13 protein-coding genes are annotated in these 15,316 nt (G+C 65.5%); 2 read left to right on the top strand and 11 right to left on the bottom strand.

Going from position 1 to position 15,316, the window contains the following annotated elements:
- Positions 1-38 precede the first annotated feature (38 nt).
- The 9 genes from BDD18_RS09935 to argS all read right to left on the bottom strand — a co-directional run bounded on the left by BDD18_RS09935 (position 39) and on the right by argS (position 9,650).
- Positions 39-524: a putative toxin-antitoxin system toxin component, PIN family gene (locus tag BDD18_RS09935; protein ID WP_142083003.1), complete on the bottom strand. Its 486-nt coding sequence runs from the start codon at positions 522-524 to the stop codon at positions 39-41.
- Complete coding sequence (locus BDD18_RS09930; protein ID WP_044396408.1) at positions 514-1,803, bottom strand: THUMP domain-containing class I SAM-dependent RNA methyltransferase; 1,290 nt, start codon at positions 1,801-1,803, stop codon at positions 514-516. Before BDD18_RS09930 ends, BDD18_RS09935 begins: the two co-directional genes overlap by 11 nt.
- Before the next feature lie 97 nt (positions 1,804-1,900).
- A complete protein-coding gene (gene rpoN, locus BDD18_RS09925; RefSeq protein ID WP_142083001.1) occupies positions 1,901-3,523 on the bottom strand; it encodes an RNA polymerase factor sigma-54 in 1,623 nt (540 codons plus the stop codon).
- 67 nt (positions 3,524-3,590) lie between these two features.
- Positions 3,591-4,373 carry an LPS export ABC transporter ATP-binding protein gene (gene lptB / locus BDD18_RS09920; RefSeq protein WP_044396404.1) on the bottom strand — a complete coding sequence of 261 codons (783 nt, stop codon included), beginning with the start codon at positions 4,371-4,373 and terminating at the stop codon, positions 3,591-3,593.
- Complete coding sequence (lptA, locus tag BDD18_RS09915; protein ID WP_066691051.1) at positions 4,370-5,014, bottom strand: lipopolysaccharide transport periplasmic protein LptA; 645 nt, start codon at positions 5,012-5,014, stop codon at positions 4,370-4,372. Before lptA ends, lptB begins: the two co-directional genes overlap by 4 nt.
- A 79-nt stretch (positions 5,015-5,093) precedes the next feature.
- Positions 5,094-6,404, bottom strand: coding sequence for an IS4 family transposase (locus BDD18_RS09910; protein ID WP_142082999.1), 1,311 nt, complete (start codon positions 6,402-6,404; stop codon positions 5,094-5,096).
- 122 nt (positions 6,405-6,526) lie between these two features.
- A complete protein-coding gene (locus BDD18_RS09905) occupies positions 6,527-7,183 on the bottom strand; it encodes a thiol:disulfide interchange protein DsbA/DsbL (RefSeq protein ID WP_044396400.1) in 657 nt (218 codons plus the stop codon).
- 79 nt (positions 7,184-7,262) lie between these two features.
- Positions 7,263-7,928 carry an SPOR domain-containing protein gene (locus BDD18_RS09900; protein WP_142082998.1) on the bottom strand — a complete coding sequence of 222 codons (666 nt, stop codon included), beginning with the start codon at positions 7,926-7,928 and terminating at the stop codon, positions 7,263-7,265.
- A gap of 12 nt (positions 7,929-7,940) precedes the next feature.
- Positions 7,941-9,650, bottom strand: a complete 1,710-nt coding sequence (gene argS / locus BDD18_RS09895; protein WP_142082995.1) for an arginine--tRNA ligase — start codon at positions 9,648-9,650, stop codon at positions 7,941-7,943.
- A gap of 285 nt (positions 9,651-9,935) precedes the next feature.
- Here argS and BDD18_RS09890 point away from each other — a divergent pair, with 285 nt between their 5' ends.
- Positions 9,936-10,319: a PsiF family protein gene (locus tag BDD18_RS09890; protein WP_066691693.1), complete on the top strand. Its 384-nt coding sequence runs from the start codon at positions 9,936-9,938 to the stop codon at positions 10,317-10,319.
- Positions 10,320-10,410: 91 nt separating this feature from the next.
- Here the strand turns inward: BDD18_RS09890 and BDD18_RS09885 are convergent, their stop codons facing one another.
- Both BDD18_RS09885 and BDD18_RS09880 read right to left on the bottom strand, forming a co-directional pair.
- Positions 10,411-10,857 carry a DUF2214 family protein gene (locus BDD18_RS09885; RefSeq protein WP_066691694.1) on the bottom strand — a complete coding sequence of 149 codons (447 nt, stop codon included), beginning with the start codon at positions 10,855-10,857 and terminating at the stop codon, positions 10,411-10,413.
- A 178-nt stretch (positions 10,858-11,035) separates the two neighbouring features.
- Positions 11,036-12,400 carry a dicarboxylate/amino acid:cation symporter gene (locus tag BDD18_RS09880; RefSeq protein ID WP_142082994.1) on the bottom strand — a complete coding sequence of 455 codons (1,365 nt, stop codon included), beginning with the start codon at positions 12,398-12,400 and terminating at the stop codon, positions 11,036-11,038.
- Between the two features lie 237 nt (positions 12,401-12,637).
- Here BDD18_RS09880 and BDD18_RS09875 point away from each other — a divergent pair, with 237 nt between their 5' ends.
- Positions 12,638-15,316: a hybrid sensor histidine kinase/response regulator gene (locus tag BDD18_RS09875; RefSeq protein ID WP_142082992.1), complete on the top strand. Its 2,679-nt coding sequence runs from the start codon at positions 12,638-12,640 to the stop codon at positions 15,314-15,316.

Below are 15,316 nucleotides of genomic sequence, written 5' to 3'. Positions count from 1 at the left end.
GGAGCAAAGCCGCCTGGCCCCCACTGCGGCTGCGGCTTTCAAGCAGCGGCTGCGGCCACGCTTTCGTCCAGCACCAGCGCGGTGGCCACGTGGGCATCCAGCGTCAGGAGGCGCTTGCGCATGCAGATCACGGCCTTGTCTTTGCTCAGCAAGATGGCGCGGTGTGCGGCGGCCAGGTCGATGAATTTCTGGTCGTCCGCATCCTTGCACACGTAGGCCACGCGGGGGGCAATGTCCACCAGCCGGGCCTGTGCGTCAAAGGCGGCCAGCACCTGCGCCGCATCCACGCGGTAGAAGTCCATGCGCGAAACGATGTGCGGGTAGGCCAGCACCCGCTCCAGCTCATCGCGCATGACCTGCGTGGCAATCCAGTCCAGGCGCCCCTGGGCCAGCAGGGCGCGCAGCGGGGCGGTGCGCGGGTCGCTGAAGATCAGCAGATCCAGCGCCACGTTGGTGTCCACCACCACCGGGCGCGCAGGTGCGCCTGGCACGCCTTCGGCGGGCAGGTGCAGCTCAACCTGCATGCTGCGCCCCGCCGCCCTCGGCCTTGTTCGGGCGCTCACGCAGGGTGCCCTTGACCATGTCGAAGCGGAACATGCGGCATTCGATGGGGCCGTTCCACATCGGCACGCGGCGCGATTCTTTCAGGCGCATCTTGCTGGGCAGCTTGAGGTCGGGCGTGAGCATCCAGGCCGTCCAGCCGCTGTAGTTCTTTTTCCAGTGCGTGGCCAGTTGGGCGAAGAATTCGCCACCATCGTCGGTGTGCGCGGCCTCGCGGCCCACGCTGGCGCCCAGGGCACGCTCGGCGGCACGTTCGTTGGCGTTGCGCCCGGCAGTACCGGCGGCGGCAATGCGCTCGCCGTAGGGCGGGTTCAGCAGCATCACACCGGGCTGCTCGCACGGCGGCATGCGCTGCAGGGCATCGCCACCGCGGAGCTGCACAGCACCGGCCACGCCCGCACGCTCGGCGTTGCGCTGGGCAAAGTCCACCATGCGGTGGGCCACATCACTGCCAAAAATGGGTACAGGGCTTTCACAGATTGCGCTATCAGCTTCGTTTTTGATAGCAGTCCAGACGTGTGCCTGGAACGGCAGCAGCTTTTCAAACGCAAAGCGGCGCAACATGCCGGCGGGAATGCGGCAGGCGATCTGCGCGGCCTCGACCACGATGGTGCCGCTGCCGCAGCAGGGGTCGTACAGGGGCTGGGGGTGCTCGCCGTGCGGGTCCCAGCCGCTGGCAGCGATCATGGCGGCGGCCAGGGTTTCCTTCAGGGGGGCGTCGCCCTTGTCCTCGCGCCAGCCGCGCTTGAACAGCGGCTCGCCACTGGTATCGATGTACAGCGTGGCTTCGTCCGTGGTCAGGTGCATGTGGATGCGCACGTCGGGCCACTGGGTGTTCACATCGGGGCGCACGCCGGTCTTGGCGCGGAAGCGGTCGGCCACTGCGTCCTTGACCTTGAGGGCAGCGAAGTTCAGGCTTTGCAGCGGGCTGTGCTGGGCTGTGACCTCGATCTTGAAGCTCTGGCGCGTGGTGAACCAGATCTCCCAGGCCACGTCGCTGGCCAGGGCGTACAAATCGTTTTCAGAGCGGTACATGCGGTGCGCCAGTTGCACCAGCACGCGCTGGGCCAGGCGGCTGTGCAGATTCAACTGCAGCGCCTGGCGCCAGGAGCTGCGCAGCAGCACGCCACCGCGCCCCACCAGCAGGTCGTTGCCCGTGAGGCCGGTGATGCCGTGCACCTCGTCGGCCAGAAAGCCCTCGACACCAGCGGCGCAGGGGAGAAAAAGTTGGAGTTGGTTCATAGGGGGTACCTCTGGTGGTGCCGGTGCATGGTACGCAAGGCAGGCGCACTGCCAAGGCCCGCAGGCCCTGGCACGGGCGCTGCAGCGGCGGGGCCAGCTACAACGCCTTGCGCAAATTGGCCGGCGCAATCTTGAGCGCTTCGCGGTATTTGGCCACGGTGCGGCGGGCGCATTCAATGCCTTGCTCCTTGAGCATCTCGGCCAGCTGGCTGTCGGACAAGGGCTTGGTGGGGCTTTCAGCAGCCACGAACTGTTTGATGAGCGCGCGCACGGCCGTGCTGGAGGCGTTGCCCCCGGTTTCGGTGCCAAGGCCCGAGCCGAAGAAATACTTGAGCTCGTACGTGCCGATGGGCGTGGCCATGTACTTGGCCGTGGTCACGCGGCTGATGGTGGATTCGTGCAGGCCCAGCTCGTCGGCAATGTCGCGCAGCACCAGCGGGCGCATGGCCAGCTCGCCATGGGTGAAGAAGCTCTTTTGCCGCTCGACGATGGCGCGCGAGACGCGCAGGATGGTGTCGAACCGCTGCTGGATGTTCTTGATGAACCAGCGCGCCTCCTGCAGGCGCTGCTGCAGTCCCGCGTGGCCTTCGCCGCCCTTGCTCCCTTTGCCGCCGCGCAGGGCGCCAGCGTAGATGTCGTGCACGCGCAGGCGCGGCATCACATCGGGGTTGAGCGAGACGATGAAATTCTGCTGCCCGCTGGTGCCGTTGCTGCGCCCGGCTTTGCGCACGATCACATCGGGGATGATGATGTTGCGCTCCACATCCACAAAGCGCCGCCCGGGGCGGGGTTCCAGCCGGGCAATCAGGGCCATGGCGGCGCGGGTGCGCTCTTCGCCCGCAGCACCGCCTTCGGTACACGCCTGGGTGAGGCGGCGCACGTCGCGGCGGGCCAGCATTTCCAGCGGCTGCCTGCAGATTTGCAGTGCGGTCTGCACCACGTCAGGTGGCACGGTGCTGTCTGCGTCGGCCGCCAGGGCGCTGAGCTGCAGCGTGAGGCACTCGGCCAGGTTGCGGGCACCCACGCCCACGGGTTCCAGGGTTTGCAGCAGGCGCTGGGCCACAGTGAAGCGGTGCACCAGCTCGTCGATCTGCTCCAGGTCGTCAGGGCCCGCCAACGCAATGGCCAGCTCCTGCAGCGACTCTTCCAGGTAGCCGTCGTCGTTGAGCGATTCGATCAGGAAGCGCAGAGCAGCGCTGTCCACTTCGGACAGGCGCAGCGCCAAGGCCTGGCGGTGCAGGAAGGCAGTGAGGGACTCTTGCGAACGCGCCAACTCGGTCGCGTCGGCCTCATCGCCTTCGGTGTCGTTGCGGGTGCGGGGCGGGGCGTCGCCACCCCACTCGCTGTCGTTGGGCGCCATCTCCACCATACCGTCGCCGCTCCAGTCGGGCTCCTCGGCGGCGCTGCTGCTGTGGTCGGCATCTGATGAAGCATCAAAATCGCCTTCAGCCCCGGTGGATGAAGCGCTACTAGCTCCTGAATAGATAGCATCATCGGCGCTGTGTTCATCAGCTTGGGCGGGGGCATTGGCATGCTCCAGGCCAAACTCCTCGCGCGGCGCTTCGTCGGTGGCGCGTTCGAGAAAAGGATTTTCGTCGAGCATCTGCTCGACTTCCTGGCCCAGCTCCAGCGTGGACAATTGCAGCAGCCGTATGGATTGCTGTAGCTGGGGGGTCAGTGCCAGATGCTGCGAAACCCGCAGGGACAGGCCTGGCTTCATGCCAGAGCCCCCAGCCCACGCACCAGCACGGGCACACCATTCACAAAGGCCACATTCACACTGGCCATCACATGCGGAAGTGTTCGCCCAGGTACACGCGGCGTACCTCGGCGTTGTCCACGATCTCCGATGGCGTGCCCTGCGCCAGCACCCGCCCATCGCTGATGATGAAGGCGTGGTCGCAAATGCCCAAGGTTTCGCGCACGTTGTGGTCGGTGATCAGCACGCCAATGCCGCGCGCTTTGAGGAAGCCGATGATGCGCTGGATCTCGATCACGGCGATGGGGTCGATGCCGGCAAAGGGCTCGTCCAGCAGGATAAAACGCGGCTGCGTGGCGAGGGCGCGGGCAATTTCCACGCGGCGGCGCTCGCCGCCCGACAGGGCCAGCGCGGGCGAGGCGCGCAGATGGTCTACGCGCAGCTCCTGCAGCAGCGAGGTGAGCTGCTCTTCAATGGCTGCGCGCGACAGCGGGGCGTTGTTCTCGTCGCGCTGAAGTTCCAGCACGGCGCGGACGTTTTCCTCGACGGAGAGCTTGCGGAAGATCGACGCTTCTTGCGGCAGGTAAGACAGCCCCAGCCGCGAGCGGCGATGGATGGGCATGTGCGCCACCGACTGGCCATCGATACGGATGTCCCCGCCATCGCTGCGCACCAGGCCCACGATCATGTAGAACGAAGTGGTCTTGCCAGCGCCATTGGGGCCGAGCAAACCCACCACTTCGCCTTTTTGCACGACCAGCGAAACGTCCTTCACCACCTTGCGGCTGCCGTAGGACTTGGCCAGGTGAGCGACTTCCAGGCGGCTGGAGGATGCGCCAGGGGCAGCGGCTTGCGCGGAACGATCACTCACTGGCTGCCACCACCCAAAGAATTGCTGGGGCGCAGCGCTGGGCCAGAGGCCGGGGCTGCAGGCGCCGCCGCACCCGCGGCGGGCTCCTTCGGCGCCAACACCGCGCGCACGCGGCCACCACCAGTTTGGCCGTCAGCCGAAGGCGTGGCCTTCTTCTGCCCGTCCACCGTGAACACATCGGTCAGGTTGTTGTAGACGATGACGGCGCCCGTGATTTGGTCGCTCAAGGCACCGCCCCGGTAGCGGCGCAGCTCGGCGCGGGTGATAAAGCGCACGTTGTCGGTGCGGCCGTCGTATTCGATGACCTCGCCTTCGCCTTCAATGAATTCCTCGGGGGCGCCTGGCAACGTGTCGCGCTTTTGGCGGAAGAACGCGCGCTTGCCCGCCTCGGCGGTGACGATGCCCGACTGGTAGCCATCGGCATCCTGGCGCACATCCAGCCGCGCACCGCGCAGCACGATGGAGCCCTTGGTCATCACCACCCGGCCCGAGAAGACGCTGGTCTGTTTGACTTCATCGTGCCGCAGCGCATCGGCCTCGATGTTCATGGGCTTGCTGCGGTCGGCCTTTTCAGCCCGCGCCGCGCCAAAGGCGCAGGTCAAGGCTGCAAGCACAAGGAGGGAGGTAATGCGATGTTTCATGGAGGGCACGAATCTTGCAATCATTGTAGCCATGCATTGCCGCCCGGGATGAAAAAAGCCCGCTGGCGCGCAATGCCAGTCAGTTAAGAGCTGACTGGCATTTTTTCGTTGGGAATTTGGAAGCGCGTTTTTTGACGACCCTTGGGAAGCTGCGCCCAGTGCGGCGTGGCCGCAGCACGAAGTGTCGCGATTGCGCCAACAGGGCTGCCAACTGCTTGGGCAAGGTGCCGGCAGAGTCCAGGCTGGGGACCGCCAGTAAGTTCACGATGGCGTAGCTGGCTGTGTGGAAGCTGATGCGCTGGGGCTCGACCTGGACGTGCGCTGCCATCTCGCGCATCCAGCGGCGCAGCAGCGTGTAGGCGATCAGCACGCCCCACAGCTCCTGGCGCACCAGCGCGGGCTGCTTGCTGCGCAGCACCGGCTCACCCTCCTGCAGGGTCTGCTTGATCTCCCGGAACCCCAACTCGATCTCCCAGCGCTGGTGGTAGAGCTCGGCCAGCTCCTGCGCCGGATGCGTGCGGGGACACGGCAAGGATGTGATGAAGCGGCGCAGCCGTCCACCCACGCTCACCTCGATCAGGCGTGCCTGCCAGTGGCTGGGCAGATGCGGGTGTGCCTTGCGCGCTTGTGGGGACACCGGCATGCGGATCAGCGCATCGCCGCACGCCAGTTGCTGGACGATCTCATGGCGCAGATTGTCCCGCGCGCGCATCAACCAGTGGCGCTGCGTACCCGCAGCCTGCCAGTCCAACAGGAACGCTGCCGAGAAGTACGCTCGGTCAAACAGGGTCACGGAGTGATCCTCGCCGCGCAACTGCGCTGCCAGGCTCAATTCGCCGCAGTCCATGGCGCCGAGCTTGGCATCAAGCATCTCGTGGCTGTGTGTGTCCATCAGGCAAGTGGCGCGGATCTGCGGCCAGGGCGAGAGGCCATGCTGGTTGCTGCAGCTGCCCAGTTCGACTCGATTCTCAGGGGTGTCCGGGGCCGACCAGACCACACCATCCACAGCCAGTACGCGCAGTGGCTGGCGCACATTCACCGCAGGACGGCTCCAGGCTTGGGTCAGTAGAGCGAACAGCTCGGCCAGAGGCTCCTCGCCCAGGCGCTGGCGGGCTTGCACGCTGACGCTCGGTGCGGGCGGCGCTTGTCCATCCAGGCTCAAATCCAGCTGCTGCACCACCTGCCACAGTGGCCGGTCGCGAAACAGCGCCAGTCCGATCACAAGCCACACGGCATGTTCGGCAGGCAGCTTGCGCCGGCGGATGGAGGCCTTGCCGCTGGTCCCCAGCGCCTGTGCGATCCAGGTGGGGTCTATCAACGCGCTGAGCTGCTCGATGCGATCAGGTACTCGGGGCAGGGTCTGGCGCAAGGCGTTTGCAAGCAGGCTCATCAAGAAAAAAGGGAACGTGTTGAACACGTCCCCTTTTTACTGGGTCAAGCCGCCTGCGGGCTTAACTGACTGGCATTGCGCTGGCGCGGGCTTTTGTAGTGCAGGGCTGAATCAGCGGTGCATCAGGCCTTGCGGGTCTGGCCCACCAGGTAGTCCACCACTTGCAGCACGGTCTGCATGCTGCCAGCCATGGTGCCATCGGTGTAATAGCGGCCTGCTACGCCCATGGAAGGCACACCTTCCACGCCGTACTCGCCTTGCAGTTGCGCAGCGCGGCGGGCCTGGTTGTTCACGGTGAAGGAGTTGTAGACCTCCTTGAACTTGGCCACATCCACGCCCTGGTTGCCCACCCAGGCAAAAATGTCGTCGTCCTTGGCCAGCTTGAGCTTTTCCACGTGGATGGCGCGGAACACCTTGGCGTGCACAGCGTCGAGCTTGCCCATGCCTTCCAGCGCGTAGTACAGCTTTTGCTGGGGCACGAAGCTGGCGTTGAACGCCACTGGCACGCGACGGACGACGAGGTCCTTGGGCGCGGCCTTGATCCAGGCGTCGAGCACGGGCTCGAACGAATTGCAGTGGGGGCAGCTGTACCAGAAGAACTCGATGATCTCGATCTTGCCGGCAGGGGCCTCGGTAGGCGCAGGCTTGGAGAGCTTTTGGTAGTCCTTGCCCTCTTTGAACTGGCGCACTTGCGCTGCAGCGGGCAGCGCCACTGGCAAAGTGACCGCAGAGGCTGCAACAGCGGAGGCAGCGGACAGGGAAAACTCGCGACGTTTCATGAAAAGAACACTCCTTGGTCTGGTCTTTAGGATGTGAGCGGCATGCCTCGAAAAAGTTCAGCCGTGGGCGACGGCCGCATCAACGCTGCACGCGCACCAGCGCAGACTCCACGCCCGTACCGTCCAGTTTGTCTTTGAGGGCGGCGGCGTCATCGCGCTTGGCGAACGGCCCCACGCGAACGCGGAAGACCGGGCGGCCGTTTTGCTCGCGCTCGCTCACGCGGGCTTCCCAGCCCATCATGGCCAGCTTGGCGCGCTGGGCATCGGCATCGGCCTGCGTGCGGAAGGCACCGGCCTGCACAAAGTAGTCATAAGGGTCCGCGCTACCTGCCTCCGCAGCCTTGGCTTTGGCCAGGTCACCCAGCGGGTCGGCGCTGGTGGGCTTGCCAGTTTCTTCTTTTTCGGGCTTGCTGGCAGCCGCCTTGGGGGCCGATGCGGCAGCCCCCTTGGGCTCCGCGGTGGCCACAGGCTGTGCGGCGGGGGTGGCGGGTTCAGCCCCGGCAGCCGAAGCGGCTGGCGCAGGCGGCTTGGCGGCCGACTTGCCACGCAGTGGCGAGTTGGGATCCCAGTCCTTGTTTTTTTGCGCCTCGGCAGCGTCCTGGTCTGCACCGCGCGCACCACCCTTGTTCAGGAATGGGACAGGCACTTTAGTGACGTACACCGCCACGGCCAGGGCAGCGCCCAAACCCACGATCACACCCAGGATGAATCCCAGAATGGTTCCGCCCAACTGTTTTTTCTTCATGGTAGTTTCCACTCACATTCTGGCCGGGGCCGACACACCCAGCACCGCGAGACCGTTGTGCAAGACCTGCGCCGTGGCCGCGACAAGCGCCAGGCGGGCCTTCTTCACCGCCTCATCATCCACCAGGATGCGCTCGGCATCGTAGTAGCTGTGGTACGCCGAGGCCAGGTCACGCAGGTAGAAGGTCACATCGTGGGGCGCCTCACCCAGCGCAGCGGCCGTGAGCATTTCGGGGTATTTGGCGAGTTGCAGCATGAGCGCCTGGGCCTGAGGGCCTTCCAGGGCCGACAGGTCCACATCCTTGAGCGAAGCCACATCGCCGCCGCCCGCCTCTTGCCATGCGCGCAGCACCGACTGGATGCGCGCATGGGCGTACTGCACGTAGTACACGGGGTTGTCGTTGTTCTGGGCCACGGCCAGGTCCACGTCAAAGGTGTACTCGGTGTCGGGCTTGCGGCTCAGAAGGAAGAAGCGCACCGCGTCCTTGCTGGTCCACTCGATCAAATCGCGCAGCGTGACGTAGCTGCCAGCGCGCTTGCTGATCTTGACCTCTTCGCCGCCACGCACCACGCGCACCATGGTGTGCAGCACGTAGTCGGGGTAGCCCTGGGGGATACCTACGTCGGCGGCTTGCAGGCCGGCGCGCACGCGGGCGATGGTGCCGTGGTGGTCCGTACCCTGGATGTTGACGACCTTGGTGAAGCCGCGCTCCCACTTGGCGATGTGGTACGCCACATCAGGCACGAAGTAAGTGTAGGTGCCGTCGCTCTTGCGCATGACGCGGTCCTTGTCGTCGCCGTAGTCCGTGCTCTTGAGCCACAGCGCGCCGTCTTGTTCGTAGGTCTTGCCGTTGGCCACCAGCTTGTTCACCGTGGCCTCGACGCGGCCGCTGGTGTAGAGGCTCGACTCGAGGTAGTACTCGTCAAAGTGCAGGTTGAATGCCTGCAGGTCTTTGTCTTGCTCGTTGCGCAGGTAGGCCACCGCAAACTGGCGGATGTTGTCGTAGTCTTCGACATCGCCATTGGCAGTGAACTCGCGGTCATCGGCCTTCACGGTGGCCTTGGCCTTGAAGGCTTCGGCAATGTCGGCGATGTAATCGCCGTTGTAGAAGTTCTTGGCCAGCGGGTTGTCGCTGTCGGTGGGCCAGCAGTCGTCGCCGGGCTTGAAGCCCTTGGCGCGCAGTTGCGTGCTCTTGGTCAGGGTGTCGATCTGCACACCGGCGTCGTTGTAATAGAACTCGCGGTGCACACTCCAGCCCTGGGTGCTGAAGAGGTTGCTGATCGCGTCGCCAATGGCGGCCTGTCGGCCATGGCCCACGTGCAGCGGGCCGGTAGGGTTGGCCGAGACGAATTCGACCAGCACGCGCTGGCCGTTGCTGGGCTGGTAACCAAAGCGCTCGCCCGCGCCCAGTACCTCACGCACCACTTCCTGCTTGGCAGCGGGCTTGAGGCGGATGTTCAGGAAGCCGGGGCCTGCGATTTCAATCGCATCCACCCAGCGCTGGTAGGCGGGGGTGGCCTCCAGCGTGGCCTTGAGCTGTTCGCCCAGGGCGCGGGGGTTGAGCTTGAGGGGCTTGGCCAGTTGCATGGCAGCCGTGCAGGCAAAGTCGCCGTGGGCGGCGACCTTGGGGGATTCAAAGGCCGCCTTGGCACCGGCGCCGGGAGAAATGGCGTCCAGCGCAGTAGCCAACGTGGCCAGGAGTTCGTTTTTGACAGAGAGCATCGGCGGATTTTACGGGTGCCCACCCCAAGCCCTGTGAACACAGTGACCAAGCACACCACAGCGGTCCGCACCCGATGAGCGGAGTCAGCGCGCCACAGCCCGGCGACTGCCCCACCCACAGCGCCAGATACCAGGCAGGAATCTTGATGGAACCAAGAGGCAACAGATCGTAAGAAATCTGCCGCATGATGCATGGCTGTCATCGCCGCCAGAGTTTGGCGCGTTGACCAATCACCATCCCACCCGGTTTGGTTGTCGATGTTCCACAAACGTTCTGGAGCCCCTATGAAAAAGTTTCTCTCCCTGACTGCCCTGGGCCTGGCCCTTTCGATCAGCGCAGTACACGCTGCCGACGCGCCCGCTGCTGCAGCAGCCCCCGCCGCCAAGGTCGCTCCAGCCACCGCTGCTGCCCCAGCCACCGCCTCACCTGCAGCGCCAGCCTCCGCTCCAGCCGCAGCACCCACCAAGCAACAAACCAAAATGGCCACCTGCAACGCAGAAGCCGGCGACAAGAAGGGTGACGAGCGCAAGGCGTTCATGAAGTCGTGCCTGAGCAACAAGCCCGCCACGCAACAAGACAAGATGAAGGCTTGCAACGCCGACCCTCAAGCCAAGACCCTCAAGGGCGATGAGCGCAAGGCATTCATGAGCGAGTGCCTCAAGAAGTGAGGGGCCGGGCGGTTCCCACTATCCGCCCACCCCACACGAAAAAGCCCGCCAAGCGCAAGCCTGGCGGGCTTTTTCCTTGGTGCGGCGCTGCTTACCAGCCCCGCGCCCAGAACACGGCAATCACGGCCACCACGGGCAGGATGTGCGACTGCACCATGACCCAGCGGCGGGTGCTGCGCACCTCGGCCTCGCCGGGCAATGCGCCCGTCTGGTTCAGGGCCTTGAGCCAGCGGCGGAAGGTGAGCGTGGGCTTGATGGACAGCAGCCCCATCAGCACGAACAGCGTCATCTTGACGTGAAACAGCGGCTGCGAGACATACCAGGACAGCCCCTTCACCCCAAAGTACAGGCGCGCGAGCCCCGTGGCCAGCAGCACCACGGCGGTGATGCCATAGATCAAGTCCAGCCGCGCCAGGCGCTTGACCACGGCGGGGTTCATCCATTCCGAACGGCACAGCGCGGCTTCGCTGGTCAGAAACACCACCAGCGTGAGGATGGCCACCATGTGCAATGCGGCCAAGACAGCTTCAAGAGTCATGCAATATCCTTTGAAAACACCAGAGCCCCGCTGCAAACGAGAGACAGCCAAGGGCTCCCCTACACAGGCCAAGCCTGATGAGCGCCGCCATTGTGCTTGATTGCCTCAGCCGCCCATGAAAAAGGCGGCGCAAGCCCCTAAAGGCTGCGCCGCCATCAACGTCCACCAGAAGAGGCGATCAGGCCAGGGTGCGCGCTGTCGCAGTCACGGGCACTTCGGCATCCACCACAGGCGCCACCGCCGCAGCGGCTGGCAAGGCGTGGCCGTTCAGCGCAGCGTCCAGGCGCTCATAGTCCAGCGCGTTTTCCCAGCGGGAAACGACCACCGTGGCCACGGCGTTGCCGATGAAGTTGGTCAGCGAGCGGCATTCGCTCATGAAACGGTCCACGCCCAGAATCAGCGCCATACCGGCCACCGGCACTTCAGGCACCACGGCCAGGGTGGCGGCCAGGGTGATGAAGCCCGCGCCCGTCACGCCCGCTGCGCCCTTGGACGACAACATCGCCACCAGCAGCAAGGCCACCTGGTGGCCCAGCGTCAGTTCGGTGTTGGTGGCCTGGGCGATGAACAGCGCCGCCAGCGTCATGTAAATGTTGGTGCCGTCCAGATTGAAAGAGTAGCCCGTGGGCACCACGAGGCCCACCACCGACTTGCTACAACCGGCCTTTTCCATCTTTTCCATCAGCGAAGGCAGGGCCGACTCCGACGACGACGTGCCCAGCACCAGCATCAACTCGGCCCTGAGGTAACGGCACAGCTTGAACACCGAGAAACCGCACAGCCGCGCCACAAAGCCCAGAATCACCACCACAAACAACAGCGACGTGACGTAGAACGAGCCCACCAGCCAGGCCAGGTTCACGAGCGACCCCAGGCCAAACTTGCCAATGGTGAACGCCATGGCGCCAAACGCGCCGATGGGGGCCACCTTCATCACAATGCCCACCACCTTGAACACGGGGGTGGTGAGGGCTTCCAGAAAATTCAGCACCGGGCGTCCCGGCTCACCCACCATGGCCAGGCCAATGCCGAACAGCACCGCCACCAGCAGTACCTGCAGGATGTTGTCGCCCACAAAGGGGCTCACCAGCGTCTTGGGGATGATGTCCAGCGCAAAGCCGGTGAGCGTCATCTCGTGCGACTTGGCCACGTAGCCCTTGACGGCGGTCTGGTCCAGGTCTGCGGGGTTGATGTTCATGCCCGCACCGGGCTGCACCACGTTGGCCACCACCAGCCCCACCACCAGCGCCAGGGTGGAGAAGAACAGGAAGTACGCCATGGCCTTGCCGAAGACGCGGCCCACGGCGCTCAGCTGCGACATGCCCGCGATACCGGTCACGATGGTCAGGAAGATGACCGGAGCGATGATCATCTTCACCAGCTTGATGAAGGCATCGCCCAGCGGCTTGAGCGCTTCGCCATAGGCAGGCTCAAAGTGGCCCAGCAACACGCCCAGGGCGATGGCGAGCACCACCTGAAAGTACAGTTGCCGGTAAAAAGGCAGCTTCAAGGTTGAAGCGGCTGGAGCGGAATGGTTCTGCATGGGGGACGGGTCTCCAAAAATCACGGGGCAGCCCCACAGGGGCCGCCGGTACGCGTTGAGGGTGCCGTTTGTACCGCTGCAATTTGTTTCAGCCGATAACCTATTGGTATTAGTCGCAAGCCGCTCCACAGGAGAGCCAGCGCGCCCGATCAGGGTAACTACTTAGATTTCAAGGGCTATGCGGCACACTCTCACCCGCCCCACAGGCCCCATCCACGTTTCCCACCCCACGCTGCCATGCCCACGCCCCGCCTTCGCCAGTTCTGGACGCTGCTGATCCTGCTCACCGGCACGGTGGCCAGCATGTTCGCGGGCAGCCAGTGGGCCTGGCAGCGGTCACTGCACGCCGAAAGCGACAGCGTGCAACGCCAGCTGGCCCTGTACGGGCAGACGCTGACCCAGCGCATCGACCGCTACCGCACCCTGCCCGAAGTGCTGGCGCTGGACGCGCAACTGCAGGGCGCCCTGCGCCGCACTCTGAGCACCGACGAGGTAGCGCAGCTCAACCGCAAGCTGGAGCAGGCCAACGGCGCCAGCCAGTCGTCCACCCTCACCCTGCTCAACTCAGACGGCTTGGCCGTGGCCGCCAGCAACTGGCGCTCGGCCACCAGCAATGTGGGGCAGGACTACAGCTTTCGCCCCTATGTGCAGCAGGCGCTGGCCCAGGGGCGCGGCAGTTTTTACGGCATTGGCGTCACCACCGGGGTGCCGGGCTACTTCCTGTCGCAGGCCATTCGCGATGACCATGGTCACACGCTGGGGCTGGTGGTCATCAAGATTGCCTTGCAGGAGCTGGAGCGCGAATGGCTGCAAACACCCGACATCGTGCTCGCATCCGACGCCCACGGCGTGGTGTTTCTGGCCAGCCAGGATGCCTGGCGCTACCGGCTGCTGCAACCGCTGAGCGACGAAGAACGCCGCGAATTGAATGCCACCCGGCAATACGCCAACCAGCCCCTGCGCCCCCTGGAAATGCAGGTGGAAGACCGCATGGACAACGGCGGCCGCCTGGTGCGCGTAGCTTCCAGCCCTGATATGCCTGCGCCCGCAGGGCGCGTGCTGTGGCAAAGCCAGACACTGCCCGGCACGCCTTGGCAACTGCACCTGGTGCACGACACGCACAGCAGCCTGGCCGACAGCCGCTGGGCCGGTGCCGCCGGCGCCGGCGGCTGGCTGGCCCTGGCGCTGCTGGTGCTGTTTGTGCGCCAGCGCCAGCGCCTGGCCCGCCTGCGCCAGCGCAGCCGCCAGGAGCTGGAGACCGTGCTGCAACAGCACGCGCAAGAGCTGCGCACCGCACAAGACGGCATCGTGCAGGCCGCCCAGCAAGCCGCGCAGCAGACGGACACAGGCCTCTCGCGCAGCCTGGAGCACCTGCCCCAGGGCGTGGTCATCATCGACGCAGACCTGAAGCTGGTGGCCTGGAATTCACGCTACGTGGAGCTGTTCCGCTACCCGGCCGACCTGATGCAGGTGGGCCGCCCCATTGCCGACCTGCTGCGCCACAACGCGCGCCGGGGCTTGCTGGGCCCAGGCCCGGTGGAAGAAGCCATCGAACGCCGCCTGGCCCACCTGCGCAGCGGCAACCCCCACCTGCACGAAAGCGCCAAAGAAGACGGCACGGTGCTGGAAATTCGCGGCAACCCGCTGCCCGAAGGCGGCTTTGTGACCAGCTACGCAGACATCACCAGCTACAAGAACGCTGCGCGTGAACTGCGGTCCCTCGCCGATGCGCTGGAACAGCGCGTGGCTGACCGCACCCGCGACCTGGACGTGGCCCGCCAAGAGGCCGAGCGCGCCAACCGCTCCAAAACCCGCTTCGTGGCTGCCGCCGTGCACGACCTGCTGCAGCCCCTGAACGCCGCGCGCATGTTCACCTCGCTCTTGCGCAGCCACCTGCCCGATGAAGCCGGGCGGCACGCGGCCGACAGCATTGAAGGCGCCTTGGCAGCGCAGGATGCCATTCTCAATAGCCTGCTCGATATCTCGCGCATGGAATCCGGCCAGCTCGAAGTGCATATCCGCGACGTACCGCTGGGCCCGCTGCTGCAGGTGCTGGGCCACAACTTTGGCGTGCTGGCCGAAAGCCAGGGCCTGCAACTGCGCTGCGTGCCCACCCGCGCCGTGGTACGCACCGACGAAAACCTGCTGCGCCGCATCCTGCAGAACTTTGTCTCCAACGCCATCCGCTACAGCCGGCGCGGGCGCATCGTGGTGGGTTGCAGACGGGTGAAGCGGGTGGACGGGAACCACCTGCGCATCGAGGTGCACGACCAGGGCCCCGGCATTCCCGAGGCGCTGCAGCGAGAAATCTTTGAAGAATTCCGCCGCCTCGACGAAGGCCGCGCCGACGACCGGGGCGCAGGCCTGGGCCTGGCCATCGTCGAACGCCTGGGCCGCCTGCTGGGCCATGAAATTGGCCTGCGCTCGCAACTGGGGCGCGGCAGCGTTTTCTGGGTGTGCGTGCCGCTGGGCGACCCGGCCGCAGCGCAACCCCCATCTGCCCCCGCCACCGCGCAGCCCGTATCAGACGACGCTCCGCTGCAAGGCAGCAGCGCCTGGGTGATTGAAGACGACGGCCCCACCTGCGCCGCCACGCGGGCCTTGCTGCAACGCTGGGGCTGCGACGTACCTCTGGCAGGTGGCGCGCCACAGGCACTGGAGCAGGCCCGCCCAGGGCAGGCGCCGCAGCTGGTATTGCTGGATGTGCACTTGGGCGCGGGTTACCAAGGGCCGGAGGTGTATGCCGAGCTGTGCCAACGCTGGGGCCAAAGCCCCGCCGTGATCCTGGTCACCGCCGAGCGCGATGCGACGCTACGCCGCCAGGCGGCTGAACGCGGCTGGGGCTTTCTGGCCAAGCCCGTGCGAGCACCGGCGTTGCGGGCGCTGGTGAGCCAGACATTGCTGCGGCTGAAATAG

The sequence above is a fragment of the Acidovorax temperans genome (assembly GCF_006716905.1).
In the GTDB taxonomy this organism is placed as follows: Bacteria; Pseudomonadota; Gammaproteobacteria; order Burkholderiales; family Burkholderiaceae_C; genus Acidovorax; species Acidovorax temperans.
The sequence above is the reverse complement of the archived record's forward strand: the minus strand, read 5'-3'. Positions and strand labels throughout refer to the sequence as shown.